This is a genomic window from Streptomyces sp. NBC_01317, assembly GCF_035961655.1.
Taxonomy (GTDB): Bacteria; Actinomycetota; Actinomycetes; order Streptomycetales; family Streptomycetaceae; genus Streptomyces.
Map to the genome: position 1 here is coordinate 2,413,102 of NZ_CP108393.1, position 13,998 is coordinate 2,427,099.

Below are 13,998 nucleotides of genomic sequence, written 5' to 3' on the forward strand. Positions count from 1 at the left end.
AGGGTGATTCCAGAAACGCCACCATTCGCCACCCCTTCGAATGAACTCGCCTCCGGCCGGGCGCGATTCACTTGACAGACGACGATCAGAAACGGGTGAAGCGGTGTGCGCCGGGGCGCGTACGGCGGACCGCACCACCCCCAGTGCTCCCGTACGCCGCCGGAAGCGACCCGACGAACACAGAGGGTCACGGGCAGACTGCGAGTCGTAACCACCGGCGCACTCGACCCGTTGGAGGGGGCATGGGCTTCACGATCGGCGGCACGCGCCGCCGCGGCCGCGGCACCACGGAGTGCACGGCGGTGGCGGAGTACACGGGAATCTGGGGCTGGGACGTCGCCCCCGGCTCGCCCGAAGGGCCGGGCGACGAGGTGCCGGCGGGCGCGACGCTGGCCGAGGTCACCAAGGTGTGGTCCGAGTCTCCTGGAGCGTCGGTCCTGCTGCCGGTGGGCCGCAGCTTCGACGTCCTCGACGTGTCGGCCACGGCCGGCTCGCGGGCCCTGGTCCGCCTGGAGCGGATGGGACTCCCCCTGGGCCCGGTCCTGGCGACGCCCTGCGGGCGCGCGTACTTCTTCGTGGCGCCCGGGGCGGCGGCCGAACTGCCCCAGCTGCTCTACCGCATGGGCTGGGACGACGCGGGCCTGGACCTGCGCTGCCAGGGCTCGGGCCACGTACCGGCCCCACCCACCGAGATCCCGGGCCAGGGCCCGGTCCGCTGGCTGCGCCCCCCGTCCCTGGACACCGGGGCGACCCCGCCCCAGGCAAGACTGCTCCTGGGCACACTGGCGTACATCTGCCACCGCTCAGCCGCCTAGCCCACTGGCGCGGCCCCCCGTTCCCGCACGCGCTTCGCGCGTATCTCCTCAAGCGCCGGACGGGCTTGAAATGCCATCAAGCCCGTCCGGCGCTTGAGGACATCAGTAACCGCAACCAAGCACCATGCGGCGCTACTCGCCGATGAGCGCGTCCACGAACGCGCCCGCCTCGAACGGCGCCAGGTCATCCGCGCCCTCCCCCAGCCCCACCAGCTTCACCGGGACGCCCAGCTCCCGCTGGACCGCGATCACGATGCCGCCCTTCGCGGTGCCGTCCAGCTTGGTCAGGACGATCCCGGTGATGTCCACGACCTCCGCGAACACCCGCGCCTGGACCAGCCCGTTCTGCCCGGTCGTCGCGTCCAGCACCAGCAGCACCTCGTCCAGCGGCCCGTGCTTCTCCACGACCCGCTTGACCTTGCCCAGCTCGTCCATCAGCCCGGTCTTGGTGTGCAGCCGCCCGGCGGTGTCGATGAGCACCACGTCGGCGCCCTCCGCGATGCCTTCCTTGACCGCGTCGAAGGCCACCGACGCGGGGTCGCCGCCCTCGGGTCCGCGTACCGTACGGGCCCCGACCCGCTGCCCCCACGTCTGGAGCTGGTCGGCCGCCGCCGCGCGGAACGTGTCCGCCGCGCCGAGCACGACCGACTTCCCGTCCGCGACCAGCACCCGCGCCAGCTTGCCCGTGGTGGTGGTCTTGCCGGTGCCGTTGACCCCGACGACCATCACGACGGCCGGGGTGTCCAGGAGGCTCTCGGTCCTGACCGTCCGGTCGAAGTCCTCCCGGTCCGCGCCGACGTCCAGCAGCGCCACCAGTTCCTCACGCAGCAGCGTGCGCAGCTCGCCGGGCGTCCGGGTGCCCAGCACCCGCACGCGCTCCCGGAGCCGTCCGACCAGCTCCTGGGTGGGCGCGACGCCGACGTCCGCCGTGAGCAGCGTCTCCTCGATCTCGTCCCAGGTGTCGTCGTCCAGGTGCTCGCGCGACAGGAGCGTGAGCAGCCCCTTGCCGAGGGAGTTCTGCGAGCGGGAGAGCCGCGCGCGGAGCCGGACCAGCCGGCCGGCGGTCGGCTCGGGGATCTCGATCTCGACGGCGGGCGGCGCGCCGACCACCGGGTCCTCGACGGCGACCGGCGTCCCCGTGGCGTCCGAGGCGTCCGGGAGACCGACCTCCTCGATGGTGCGGCGCGGTTCGTCGCGCGGCGTCTCCGCCTCGTCACCGACGTGTGGCTCGGCGGGCGGAGCTGTGAGGGTCGGCGAGCTCGACGGCGCCCGGGGCGGCAGCTTCTTCTTCTTACGGCTGCCGACCACGAGCCCGCTGATCGCGCCGACCGCGACCAGGGCGATGACTACAACAAGGATGACGATTTCCATAACGCTCCCAGTATCGGCCACGACCGCGCCGGTCCCCGGTTCCGGAGGGTCACATACAGAACACGGTCGGAATATGGCCTTTTGCGATGAACGTACAAGACGGACCGGCCGCGTCCTGCTTCGCGCCCTATCCCATCTCCTCCAGCGTCTTGCCCTTGGTCTCCTTGACGAAGATCAGCACGAAGGGCAGCGACAGCGCCGCGAAACAGGCGTAGATGATGTACGTCCCCGAGAGGCTCCAGTCCGCGGAGAGGCTCGGGAAGCTCGCGGTGATCGCGTAGTTGGCGATCCACTGCGCCGAGGCCGCGACGCCCAGCGCCGCCGCGCGGATCTTGTTGGGGAACATCTCGCCGAGGAAGACCCAGACCACGACCCCCCAGGACAGCGCGAAGAAGAGCACGAAGACATGCGCCGCGACCAGGGCGGTCGTGCCCTCGGTGGTGGGGAGCTTGCCGTTCACGAGGGGGGCGGAGAACGCCCAGGCCTCGAAGGCCAGGGCGACGGTCATGCCGCAGGATCCGACGATCGCCAGCGGCTTGCGGCCCACCCGGTCCACCAGCGAGATCGCGATGATCGTGCCGATGATGTTCACGATCGAGGTCGTGAAGGAGTAGAGGAACGAGCTGGACGGGTTGATCCCGACGGACTGCCAGAGCGTCGCCGAGTAGTAGAAGGCGACGTTGATGCCGACCAGCTGCTGGAAGGCCGACAGTCCGATGCCGACCCACACGATGGGCAGGAAGTTACGGCCGTTCAGCAGGTCCTTGAAGGTCGACTTGTGCTCCCGGCGCATCGCCAGCTCGATCTCCGCGGCTCGCGCGTCCAGGTCGACGTCGTTGTCCTCGACGGAGGCGAGCACCCGCTTCGCCTCCACCTCCCGGCCCATGGCGATCAGATAGCGGGGCGACTCGGGGATCGTGAAGGACAGCACACCGTACGAGATCGCCGGGACGACCATCACCCCGAGCATCCACTGCCACGCCTCAAGGCCGGCGAGGTCGCCGCGCTGGTCGCCGTCGGCGAGCTGGAGGATGCCGTAGTTCACCAGCTGCGAGATGGCGATGCCGAGCACGATGGCGCCCTGCTGGAAGGAGCCGAACCGGCCCCGGTACGCGGCGGGCGACACCTCCGCGATGTACGCGGGGCCGATCACCGAGGCCATCCCGATCGCGAAGCCGCCGATGACCCGCCAGACCGCGAGGTCGTAGATGTCGAAGGGCAGGGCGGAACCCACCGCGCTGATGGTGAACAGGACCGAGGAGATCCGCATGCAGGGGAGGCGGCCGATCCGGTCGGCGATCCGGCCGGCGGTGGCCGCGCCGATCGCGGAGCCCAGCAGAGCGACGGCGACGACCTGGGCGAGCGGCAGTGAACCGATGTGGTAGCGGCCCCGGATGCCCTGGACGGCGCCGTTGATCACGGAGCTGTCGTAGCCGAAGAGGAATCCGCCCATCGCCGCGGCCGTGGTGATGTGGATGACGTGGCGCAGGTGGTCGGGGCGGGGCGCGTTGCCGTCGGAGGGCTGCACCTTCGTGGTGGTGGTCACATGAACTCCTGGAGCCCCCGGCGTCGCCGGGTGTGGGGGGGCGAGCCCCCACAGTGGCGCATAACGGGGCATCACGCCCCGCTGCAACACCCGCCGGTTGGGTGAAAACTCAACCGTCAGCGGAGCCGCTGGCTGATGACCTTGGAGACTCCGTCGCCCTGCATGGAGACGCCGTACAGTGCGTCGGCGACCTCCATCGTGCGCTTCTGATGGGTGATCACGATCAGCTGGGAGCTTTCCTGGAGCTCCTGCATGATGCGGATCAGCCGCTGGAGGTTGGTGTCGTCCAGGGCCGCCTCCACCTCGTCCATGACGTAGAACGGGCTGGGCCTGGCCTTGAAGATGGAGACCAGCAGGGCGACGGCGGTCAGGGACCGTTCGCCGCCGGAGAGCAGGGACAGCCGCTTGACCTTCTTGCCGGGCGGCCTGGCCTCGACGTCGACGCCGGTGGTGAGCATGTGGTCGGGGTCGGTGAGGATCAGCCGGCCCTCGCCGCCGGGGAAGAGCCGGGAGAACACGCCCTCGAACTCCCGTGCCGTGTCGCGGTACGCCTCGGTGAAGACCTGCTCGACCCGCTCGTCGACCTCCTTCACCACGAGGAGCAGGTCCGTCCGGGTCTTCTTGAGGTCTTCGAGCTGCTCGGAGAGGAACTGGTGGCGTTCCTCCAGCGCCGCGAACTCCTCCAGGGCGAGCGGGTTCACCTTCCCGAGCTGCTGGTACGCCCGTTCGGCCGCCTTCAGCCGCTTCTCCTGCTCGGCGCGGGCGTAGGGCCGGGGCCGGTTGCGGGGGTCCTCGGGATCGTCGGGCAGGGTCTCGCCCTCGGCGGGCGGGGACGGCGGTACGAGCTGGTCGGGGCCGTACTCCGCGACCAGCCCGGCCGGCTCTATGCCCAGCTCCTCCAGGGCCTTGGCCTCCAGCTGCTCGATGCGCATGCGCTTCTCGGCGCCGAGGACCTCGCCGCGGTGGACGGAGTCGGTGAGCTTGTCCAGCTCGGCCTTGAGGTCGCGGCCCTGGGTGCGCTCGGTGACCAGCTCCCGCTCTCGCTCGGCCTTGGCGGCCTCGGCGGCGGTACGTTCCGCCTCGGCGCGGACGACGGAGACCTCGACGTGGGCGAGCAGCTGGCGGGCGCCGGACGCGACGGCTCCGGCGACGCGGGCCTCGTGGCGCAGCCGTGCGCGCCGCTGCTCGGCGCGCGCCCGCGCCTCGCGCTCGGCGCGCGCTCCCCGGTCGAGGGCGTCGGCGCGGCCGGCGAGGCCCTTGACCCGTTCCTCGTGGGTACGGACCTGGAGGCGCGCCTCCATCTCGGTCTGGCGGGCGTTGGCCCCGTCGGCGGCCAGCCGGTCCCGTACGGACGTGTCGGGCTCGTCCTCCGCGCCGTCCCCGGCCTCCTGGGCGACGAGGAGCCGCTCGGCCAGCTCCTCGGCCTCCTCGGTGGCGCGCTCCAGGGCGTCCTGGGCCTTGGCGGCGGCGGAGGCGGTGCGCCCGGCCTCCCCTTCGGCGCCGCGGGCCTGCCCGGAGAGGCGGCCGAGCTGCCCTGACACGGCGGACTTGGCGCGGTCGGCGGCGCGGCGGAGGTCACCCAGCTCCTCGACGAGCGCGGCGCGTTCGGCACGGGTGGCGGTGGCCCTGGCCTGCGCTTCTGCCAGCTCCTCGCTGCGTACGTCCAGCTCACGGAGGGCGGCGGCGGCCTCGTCCACGGACGCCTGGACCTCCAGCAGGCTGGGCGCGCCCGCGGAGCCGCCGTGCGCGAAGTGCGCACCGAGGAGGTCACCGTCGGCGGTCACGGCGACGAGGCCGGGCTCGGCGGCGATCAGTTCCTCGGCGTCTTCGAGGGTCCCGACGACGACGATGTCCCGGACGAGATATCTCACGGCGTCCATGAGCTCACGGGGCCCCCGCACAAGCTCAACAACGCGGGGCGCGCGCGTGCCGCCGCCTCCGGCGGAAAGGATGTCCTCAATAGCCGGACGGGCTTGATGGGCGCCCCGATCAAGCCCGTCCGGCGATTGAGGACACAGCGGGGCCGGAGGCACCGCAAGCTCGGCCCCGGGGGCGTCCTCCGTGCTGACCGCCTGGGATGGGACCGCGCCCTGACCAGCCGTGGACACCACCGCACCCCCCTGCGCCGGCACCCCGCCCGAGGGGCCCGCCAGGAGCAGGGACGCCCGGCCCGCGTCCTGGGCGCGCAGGAGGCGGATCGCGGTCGCCGCCGCGCCCGGCGAAGAGACCGCGATCGCGTCCGCCGCCGCCCCCAGCGCCGCCGCCACCGCGATCTCGTGGCCCGGGGTCACCGTCAGCAGCTCGGCGGCCGGGCCGAGCAGGCCCGTCAGCTGGTCGCGGGCCGCGAGCAGCGCGCCGGAGCCGTCCTTGCGGCGCAGCCCCAGGGCCAGCGCGTCGTGGCGCGCCGCGACCGCCGCGCGCTCCCGGTCCGTGCCCGTCGCCGCCTCCCGCGCCGCCGAGAGCGCCGCCTCCGCCCCCGCCAGCGCCTCCCGCGCCGCCGCGTACCGCTCCGCCAGGTCCTCGTCCTCGGCGTCCAGCCCGTCGACCTCCGCCTTGAGCTGCTCGTACTCCTCCCGCGCCGCCGCCGCCCGCTCCCCCGCCGCGTCCCTCGCCTCCGCCAGCCGCCCGATCTCGGCCTGCGCGGACGCGGCCCGCCCCCGCGCCGCGTTGACCTGCCCCGCCAGCCGCGCCAGCCCCTCGCGCCGGTCCGCGATCGCCCGCGCCACGTCCTTGAGGCGGCGTTCCTCCACCGCCAGCGCCCGCTCCAGCTCCGAGCGGTGCGCGACGGTGTCCTCCAGCGCGTGCTCGGCCGCCTCCAGCGCGGCCTCCAGCTCCGCCTCCTGCTCGCGGATCCTGGCGGCCTCCCGCTCCATGTCCTCGGGCTCCCGCCCCCGGCGGTCGTCCGTGGGCGGCGCGGTCGCGCTCTTCACCCGCGCGTCGGCCAGCGAGATCGTGCCCCGTACCCGCTCCGCCAGCTGGGACAGCTCGTACCAGGTCTGCTGCGCCCGCTGGAGCCGGGGCGCGAGGCGCCGTACTTCGTCCTCCAGTTCGGTCTCCCGCGTCAGCGCCGCCTTGAGCCGCCCCTCCGCCTCCTCCTTGCGCTGTTTCAGCTCGGCCTCGTCCGCGATCTCCGTACGCAGCGCGTCCCGCAGCCGTACGAGATCGTCGGCGAGCAGCCGAAGCCGCGCGTCGCGCAGGTCGGCCTGGATGACGGCGGCCCGCCGGGCCACCGCGGCCTGCCGCCCGAGCGGCTTGAGCTGGCGGCGCAGCTCGTCGGTGAGGTCCTGGACGCGGGCCAGGTTCGCCTGCATGGAATCCAGTTTCCGCAGCGCTTTCTCCTTGCGCTTGCGGTGTTTGAGCACACCCGCCGCCTCCTCGATGAAGGCCCGGCGGCCCATCGGATCGGCGTGCAGGACGGAATCCAGCTGGCCCTGTCCGACGATCACGTGCATCTCGCGGCCGATACCGGAGTCGGAGAGGAGTTCCTGGATGTCGAGAAGCCGGCAGGTGTCCCCGTTGAGCTGGTATTCACTGCCGCCGTTGCGGAACATGATCCGCGTAATGGTGACTTCCGCGTAGTCGATCGGCAGTGCGCCGTCGGAGTTGTCGATCGTGAGGGAGACCTCGGCGCGGCCGAGCGGTGGCCGCCCGGTCGTCCCGGCGAAGATCACGTCCTCCATCTTTCCGCCGCGCAGCGATTTCGCTCCCTGTTCGCCCATGACCCAGGACAGCGCGTCCACGACGTTCGATTTACCGGAGCCGTTCGGGCCCACCACACAGGTGATGCCCGGCTCGAAGCGCAGTGTCGTGGCGGACGCGAAGGATTTGAACCCGCGCAGGGTCATGGCCTTGAGGTGCACGCCGCCGGACTTTACCCCGCTCCCGTGGCCGTCCGGCGGTTTCGCCGCCGAACGCGCAGGGCACATCAGACCTTAGGAAAGGGCGTCGTACGGTCAACCTCGCTGTGTACAACGGAAGATGGAAAGAAAGAAGGGACGCCGAAGCGTCCCTTGCATATCTTGCTGAATGGTGCCGAATCTGCGTGAGTGTGACTCACCTGGCCCCGACGGGGGCTGTCATGAGGTGAGCGCAGGCTCCCCTTGGTGGACCTCGATGTCCATGTTCTCGAACAACGAGTCTCCAGGGTGCTGTGCGACGGCGGCGTTCAACGCGTCGTTCTCGGACTGGATCCGTACGAGCTCGGATTCGAGGTCCTGGACACGCTTCTGAAGCCGTCGCATCTCGGCGAGGAGTCGCGGGTCGGAACCGCCGACGTAACCGAGAAGCGCCTTTGCCATGATGGATGGTCCTCCACACTGAGTGACCGACCGTATGCGGTTGGGTCATAGGGGAAATCGCACCCGCGATGCCTGACAGTGCTTGCTCCACTGCGGTTCTTACTGCCAAACAGCTAAGGTGCGCGGGGATTCCAGAGTCTCACCAAAAAGTTTGACGGTCAACACGATCACCGCCCGTGCAGGCCGTCGGCCCGGGGGGCCCGGCCGCCGGAACGCGGCACCGCCTCACCCACGGGCCCCTGCGGGCGTGGAGATCTTCGTTAATCGCGCAGCCTCGCACGGCGGGGCCATTTTTGGCAACCACCAGGTCAATGCCGACGTCCGCGGGTGCCGAGGGCGCGCGCCGGCCCTCCGGCCGGTGTCCTGAAACCCCTCCCGGACGGCCGGCTCAGCGGATCGCGAAGGTCTCGTACCCCCCGCGCGCTGTGCCCCATATCTCTGTCACACCGTCGACCCGTCCGGGTGTGTCGCCGGAGCGCAGCCACTCCAGGAGGCCGTGGCACTTCTCACGCGCCCCTTCCGCCACCACCTGCACCCGGCCGTCGTCGAGGTTGAGCGCGAACCCGGTCAGCCCGCCGATCTCCAGCGCGTTCGCCCTGGTGAACCAGCGGAAGCCCACTCCCTGTACCCGCCCGCGCACCCAGGCGGTGAGCCGTACGTCGTCATTCACGGCCACACGTTATCCCCGCCAATCGGCCGTACGACACGTCGGCCCCGGACGCCATGGGCTACAGTCCGGTCACAATGAGCCTCACTCGAACGGGTGAGGCACATTGCTATCAAGATCAGGTCGAGAGCATGAGGAAGGCACAGTCGATGGGACGCCATTCGCGCTCCGCCGCCGTACCCGCCGCTGTTGACTACGCGGACGCCACGGCAGGCAGGCACCGGGGTGGTGCACGCCGTAAGCGGCGGGTCGCCGCCCCCGTGAGGACCGGACTGCTCGGCGCCTCGGCGGCGATGGCCGTCGGCGCGGTGGCGGTGGCCTCGGGGCTGCTGCCCGGCGGTGACCAGTACAACGTCGGCGGTGGGCCGACCGGTGAGCAGGTACGCACCGACGGCGCGCCGGAGCTGCTGGAGCAGGGCAGCGCCTCGGCCGAGCCCACGGAATACCCGTCCGCCTCCGTGTCCGCCTCGCCCTCGACGCCGGGCCGGGTGCCGACCACCCCGGCCAAGAAGCGCGCCGCCACCCCGTCGAAGCCGTCGGCCGACGCGTCGAAGAAGGCGAAGGTCCCGGTCACCCGGGCGCCCGAGACGAAGAAGACCGAGGCCCCCGCGACGAAGGCCCCGGAGCCCGAGCAGACGACCCAGCGCGCGGCCGAGGGCCAGGTGCAGGGCCCCGCGGCGGCGTCCGCCGCGACCGCCGTCCTCTCCTTGGTGAACGAGGAGCGGGCGAAGGTCGGATGCGCCCCGGTCAAGGCCGACGCCTCCCTGGCCGGGCTGGCCCAGGACTTCAGCGAGGACATGGCCGCGCGCGGCTTCTTCGACCACACGGATCCCGACGGGAAGACTCCGTGGGACCGCGCGGACCAGGCCGGGGTGCAGAAGCTCGGCGGCGAGAACATAGCCAGGGGCCAGGCCGACGCCCAGGCGGTGATGGACTCGTGGATGAACAGCGAGGGCCACCGGGCGAACATATTGAACTGCGACTACACCCGGCTGGGCGTAGGGGTGCACACCGGCACGGGCGGCCCGTGGTGGACACAGGACTTCGGGTTCTGACGGCCTGACGACACCACCGGTACGGAACGACAGCACCACCCGTACGGAAGGCCTACACCGCCGTACGCGGCGGGCGCTGGCAGTGGGGGCAGAAATAGCTGGAGCGGTTCATCCACGGCCTGCGCCGGATGGGGGTCCCGCAGCGCCGGCACGGCTCGCCCTCCCGGCCGTACGCGTCCAGCGACCGGTCGAAGTAACCCGATTCGCCGTTCACATTGACGTACAGGCTGTCGAAGCTGGTGCCGCCGACGGCGAGCGCGCCGTTCATCACGTCCCGCGCGTGACCGAGCAGTTCGACGGCGCGCGGCCGGGGCAGGGTCGCGGTGGGGCGTTCGTAGTGCAGCTTGGCGCGCCAGAGCGCCTCGTCCGCGTAGATGTTGCCGACGCCGCTGATCAGTGACTGGTCCAGGAGCGCGCGTTTGACGGTCGTACGGCGCAGGCGCAGCGCCTTGTAGAACGCGTCGTCGTCGAACTCCGGGTCCAGGGGGTCCCTGGCGATGTGCGCGATGACGTCGGGCAGCCCGTCGGGGGAATTGTCGTGCAGCGAGAGCCCGCCGAAGGTGCGCTGGTCGACGAAGCGCAGCTCGGTGCCGAGGGAGTCGGCGAACCGGATGCGGATCCGCAGGTGTTTCTCGTCGGGCGTGGTCTCCGGCTGGACGAGGAGCTGACCGCTCATGCCGAGGTGGCCGAGGATCGAGGCGTCGGTGTCGGCGAGCGGGAGCCAGAGGTATTTGCCGCGCCGGCGGGCCGTGCCGATGGTGTGGCCCTTGATGCGGGCCGCGAAGTCCTCACCGCCGGCGAGGTGGCGCCGTACCGCGCGCGGATGCAGGACGTCGGTCGCGGCGACGGTCCGGCCGCTGACCCAGCGCTCCAGACCACGCCGTACCACTTCGACCTCGGGCAGCTCGGGCACGGGACTCCTCGCGGGACAGCCGGACAGGACAGGCCGGACAGGACAAGAGCGTGAACGGGCGACGCCCCTCACACCGGGGTTCGGTGCGAGGGGCGTACCAAAAGGACCGTACGGCTGACCGTGCTACCGGTCAGCCGCGTCCGCGGAAGCGGGGTCGGCAGGGACCACGCCGTCAGGATCGATGCCGTGCCCGGAGTGCCCGGAGCCGGAGCCCGAGCCGTTGACGGACCCCGAGCCGTTGGCCTCGGGGCCGGACGGCGCCACGTCCCCGGGAACCCCCGGGGTCTCCGGGGCCGGGTCGGCCCCTTCGATGTGCACGACGTTCTTCTCCGCCGCCGCCCGTTCGTCCGCGTCGGCCCTGATCGACCGCCACGCGGACTCCGCCGCCTGCTGTTCCGCTTCCTTCTTGCTGCGGCCGGTGCCGGTGCCGTACGAGACACCACCGACGCGGGCGGCAGCAGTGAAGGTCTTTTCGTGATCGGGGCCGGTTTCCGTGACGAGATACTCGGGAACCCCGAGACTCTCCGCCGCGGTGAGCTCCTGGAGACTGGTCTTCCAGTCCAGGCCGGCTCCGAGGTTGGAGGACTTCTCGATGAGCGGGTCGAAGAGCCGGTGCACCAGCTCCGAGGCCGCGTCGAGACCCTGGTCGAGATAGACGGCGCCGATCACCGCTTCAAGGGTGTCGGCGAGGATGGAAGCCTTGTCCCGGCCACCCGTGCCCTCTTCGCCCCGGCCGAGCCGGATGAAGGAGCCGAGTTCCAGGCCGCGGCCCACTTCCGCCAGCGCACGCGAGTTGACCACCGCGGCCCGCAATTTGGCCAGCTGGCCTTCAGGCAGGTCGGGATGGGTGCGGTACAGCGTGTCCGTGACCACCAGGCCGAGCACCGAATCCCCGAGGAATTCGAGCCGCTCGTTGGTGGGCAGACCGCCGTTCTCGTACGCGAACGAACGATGGGTCAGCGCACGCACCAGAAGGGCGGACTCCAGCTGATAGCCGAGCCGCCCTTCCAGAAGCGTGGGGGACGAGGCCGTACTGACGTTGTCTGCCTGCTTCTTGGCAGTGGACAGTTCAGACATCGTGCCTCTCACCAGCCGCTCAGACCTCGAGGACCTGGCGCTTGTTGTACGTGCCACAGCTCGGGCACGCGATGTGCTGGAGCTTCGGCTCCTGGCAGCGCTCGCACGACACCAGGGTGGGGACCGCAGCCTTCCACTGCGACCGGCGGTGGCGCGTGTTGCTGCGCGACATCTTCCGCTTCGGAACAGCCACGGCTACTTCTCCTGCTTCTCGTCGACGCCAGCTGCGGCGCCGCCCATGTTGTCCTTCTCGCCGTCCTTGACGGTTTCGGCGAGTCCCTGCAATGCCGCCCAACGGATGTCGACGGCGTCGTGGTGGTGACCGGGATTCTCCTCCAGCCTGATTCCGCATTCGGAACACAGGCCGGCGCAGGTCTCCCGGCACACCGGCTGCATCGGCAGTGCGAGCACCACCGCATCACGCAGCACCGGTTCGAGGTCGAACAGTCCGTCCTCGATGAACAGCGTGTCCTCGTCGTCCTCGGCGTCGTCGCCGGGCTCCGCACGGATGCGGCCCCGGTCATCGGCGTCGTGGTACGAGAACAGCTCCTGGAAGTCCGCCTCGACCGGTTGGCCCAGCGGCTCCAGACACCTTACGCACTCCCCCTCGGCCGTCGCACGGGCGGTGCCGGTGACAAGCACGCCCTCCATGACGGATTCGATACGGAGAGTGAGGTCCACCGGGCCGCCCTCGGGCGTGCCGATGACTCCGCCGATGCCGAAGTCCTGGGGTGCGGGGACCGTCCTGGTCAGCTTCCTGAGCGCACCAGGACGCCGCCCCAGCTCGTGTGTGTCGAACACGAGGGGGTCGCGGTGGTCGAGGCGCGCGTTCAGGGCTGTTCCAACTTTCGGATCGTGGAGGGGCCGCCACAGTGTCGCGGAAACGAAGAGGGCAGCGGGGCCGCGGACATACACGCGGCCGAAGAGCCAGGGTACTGGACCGGCCGCCGTAGGCCCAATCCGGGCCCCGGGTGCCTCAGCGGCCCTGTTCGTACCGGCGCAGCTGGTCGAGGTCGATCATGCTCGTGTCGAAGAGGCTGGTCTCGTCCAGGGCGCCCTGCTGGTCGGGATGGGGCCGGCCGGGCTGGTGCTGCGGGACGGGCGGCTGCTGGTCGGCGGGCTGCTGCCAGCCGTAGTTCGGGTCGTAGCCCTGGGCCTGGCCCTGCTCCTGGCCGTATCCCTGGGTGACCGGGGGCTGCTGCTGGTACGCGTACGGGTCCTGCTGGTAGCCGGCCCCGTAGGTGTCCTGCTGCCCGTATCCGGCGTACGCCTGGTCGGTGTAAGCCGGGTCCTGGTAGCCGGTCTCCTGGTACGCGGCGGCCGGCTGCCCGTAGGCGGGGTCCACGTACGGCTGCTGGGCGGGGACCTGGGGCACCTGCGCGGCCTGCGCCGCCTCCTGCCCGGCGGGCTGCTCGCGCGGCAGCTCCGCGAGGTCCGCCCAGTGGTCGGCGTCGCTGGTCTGCATCTGGGGGCCCGCCGCGTCCTGGGCGGCGAGGTGCGCGGCCAGGTCGTCGATCTCGGTCCTGCCCAGCAGCTTCTGCCGGCCTCGGCCGACGGCTTCGAGGGTCTTGGAGAGGACCGCCTCGAAGGCGCCGATCTTGGCGTCCACGTATTCGTCGGCGCGCCTGATCAGGGTCTCGGGGTCGGCGCTGTACTCGGGTGCGTCGTCGGCGTCGTCGGCCTCGGAGCCGTACCCCTGCTCGCCGCGCCCCGGATCGCGGCCCAGCAGCTTCTCGCGGCCACGGTCGACGGAGCCGATGGTCTTGGTGAGGACCACCTCGAAGTTGGCGAGCTTGGAGTCGACGTAGTCGTCGGCCTCGGCCTTGACCTCGGCGGCGTCCCTGCGGGCCTCGGAGAGGATCCGGTCGGCCTCCTCCTGGGCGCGGCGGGCGACCGCCGTGTCGGAGATGAGGGTGGTGCGTTCCGCGTGGGCGGCGCCGATGATCCGGTCGGCCTCCTGGCGGGCCTGGGCGGCGAGCTGTTCGTGGCCGCCGAGCAGTTCCTGGGCCTGGGCCAGCGAGCCGGGGAGCGCGTCGCGCACCTCTTCCAGCATCGCGAGGAGCTCGGCGCGGTTCACCACGCAGGACGCCGACATGGGCATGGAGCGGGCACTGCCCACCGTGTCGACGATCTCGTCGAGCTTCTTCTGCACGTCCACCGTGTGCTCGCCACTCTCTCAGCTGGTTTGGAGACGGACGCAACGACTGTACGGCCAGTGGGAGCCGGTCGGACACCGGATGAGGGGCTGCCGGGTCG

General features: G+C 71.2%; 12 protein-coding genes. 2 read left to right on the forward strand and 10 right to left on the reverse strand.

What is annotated here, in order from left to right:
- Positions 1-242 precede the first annotated feature (242 nt).
- Positions 243-815 (forward strand): bifunctional DNA primase/polymerase, encoded by a 573-nt coding sequence (locus tag OG349_RS09995; RefSeq protein ID WP_327234283.1) that lies wholly within the window; start codon positions 243-245, stop codon positions 813-815.
- Positions 816-947: 132 nt separating this feature from the next.
- On the opposite strand, the gene ftsY is transcribed toward OG349_RS09995, so the two are convergent.
- The 5 genes from ftsY to OG349_RS10020 form a co-directional block, all read right to left on the reverse strand.
- Entirely contained in the window at positions 948-2,186 is a 1,239-nt protein-coding gene (gene ftsY / locus OG349_RS10000) for a signal recognition particle-docking protein FtsY (protein ID WP_327234284.1), read from the reverse strand.
- Positions 2,187-2,313: 127 nt separating this feature from the next.
- Positions 2,314-3,732, reverse strand: a complete 1,419-nt coding sequence (locus OG349_RS10005; protein ID WP_327234285.1) for a sugar porter family MFS transporter — start codon at positions 3,730-3,732, stop codon at positions 2,314-2,316.
- 116 nt (positions 3,733-3,848) lie between these two features.
- Positions 3,849-7,592, reverse strand: a complete 3,744-nt coding sequence (locus OG349_RS10010) for an AAA family ATPase (RefSeq protein WP_327234286.1) — start codon at positions 7,590-7,592, stop codon at positions 3,849-3,851.
- Between the two features lie 216 nt (positions 7,593-7,808).
- Positions 7,809-8,030, reverse strand: a complete 222-nt coding sequence (locus OG349_RS10015) for a hypothetical protein (RefSeq protein ID WP_327234287.1) — start codon at positions 8,028-8,030, stop codon at positions 7,809-7,811.
- 388 nt (positions 8,031-8,418) lie between these two features.
- Entirely contained in the window at positions 8,419-8,700 is a 282-nt protein-coding gene (locus OG349_RS10020) for an acylphosphatase (RefSeq protein ID WP_327234288.1), read from the reverse strand.
- A gap of 146 nt (positions 8,701-8,846) precedes the next feature.
- On the opposite strand from OG349_RS10020, the gene OG349_RS10025 reads away from it, so the two are divergent.
- Positions 8,847-9,752: a CAP domain-containing protein gene (locus tag OG349_RS10025; protein ID WP_327238513.1), complete on the forward strand. Its 906-nt coding sequence runs from the start codon at positions 8,847-8,849 to the stop codon at positions 9,750-9,752.
- Positions 9,753-9,804: 52 nt separating this feature from the next.
- On the opposite strand, the gene mutM is transcribed toward OG349_RS10025, so the two are convergent.
- The 5 genes from mutM to OG349_RS10050 all read right to left on the reverse strand — a co-directional run bounded on the left by mutM (position 9,805) and on the right by OG349_RS10050 (position 13,900).
- Positions 9,805-10,665, reverse strand: a complete 861-nt coding sequence (mutM, locus tag OG349_RS10030) for a bifunctional DNA-formamidopyrimidine glycosylase/DNA-(apurinic or apyrimidinic site) lyase (RefSeq protein ID WP_327234289.1) — start codon at positions 10,663-10,665, stop codon at positions 9,805-9,807.
- A gap of 123 nt (positions 10,666-10,788) precedes the next feature.
- The gene (gene rnc / locus OG349_RS10035; protein ID WP_327234290.1) at positions 10,789-11,742 is read right to left on the reverse strand and encodes a ribonuclease III; all 954 of its coding nucleotides are present in this window, start codon (positions 11,740-11,742) and stop codon (positions 10,789-10,791) included.
- 19 nt (positions 11,743-11,761) lie between these two features.
- Complete coding sequence (rpmF, locus tag OG349_RS10040) at positions 11,762-11,935, reverse strand: 50S ribosomal protein L32 (RefSeq protein ID WP_003965982.1); 174 nt, start codon at positions 11,933-11,935, stop codon at positions 11,762-11,764.
- A 2-nt stretch (positions 11,936-11,937) separates the two neighbouring features.
- Entirely contained in the window at positions 11,938-12,576 is a 639-nt protein-coding gene (locus OG349_RS10045) for a YceD family protein (protein WP_327238514.1), read from the reverse strand.
- Between the two features lie 142 nt (positions 12,577-12,718).
- Positions 12,719-13,900, reverse strand: a complete 1,182-nt coding sequence (locus tag OG349_RS10050) for a cell division initiation protein (protein ID WP_327234291.1) — start codon at positions 13,898-13,900, stop codon at positions 12,719-12,721.
- Positions 13,901-13,998 lie beyond the last annotated feature (98 nt).

What these genes read in the sequence shown, in the direction of transcription:
- OG349_RS10015 (WP_327234287.1), bottom strand. Translation starts at nt 8,030, where the DNA reads ATGGCAAAGGCGCTTCTCGGTTACGTCGGCGGTTCCGACCCGCGACTC.
- OG349_RS10025 (WP_327238513.1), top strand. Translation starts at nt 8,847, where the DNA reads ATGGGACGCCATTCGCGCTCCGCCGCCGTACCCGCCGCTGTTGACTAC.
- OG349_RS09995 (WP_327234283.1), top strand. Translation starts at nt 243, where the DNA reads ATGGGCTTCACGATCGGCGGCACGCGCCGCCGCGGCCGCGGCACCACG.
- rnc (WP_327234290.1), bottom strand. Translation starts at nt 11,742, where the DNA reads ATGTCTGAACTGTCCACTGCCAAGAAGCAGGCAGACAACGTCAGTACG.
- ftsY (WP_327234284.1), bottom strand. Translation starts at nt 2,186, where the DNA reads ATGGAAATCGTCATCCTTGTTGTAGTCATCGCCCTGGTCGCGGTCGGC.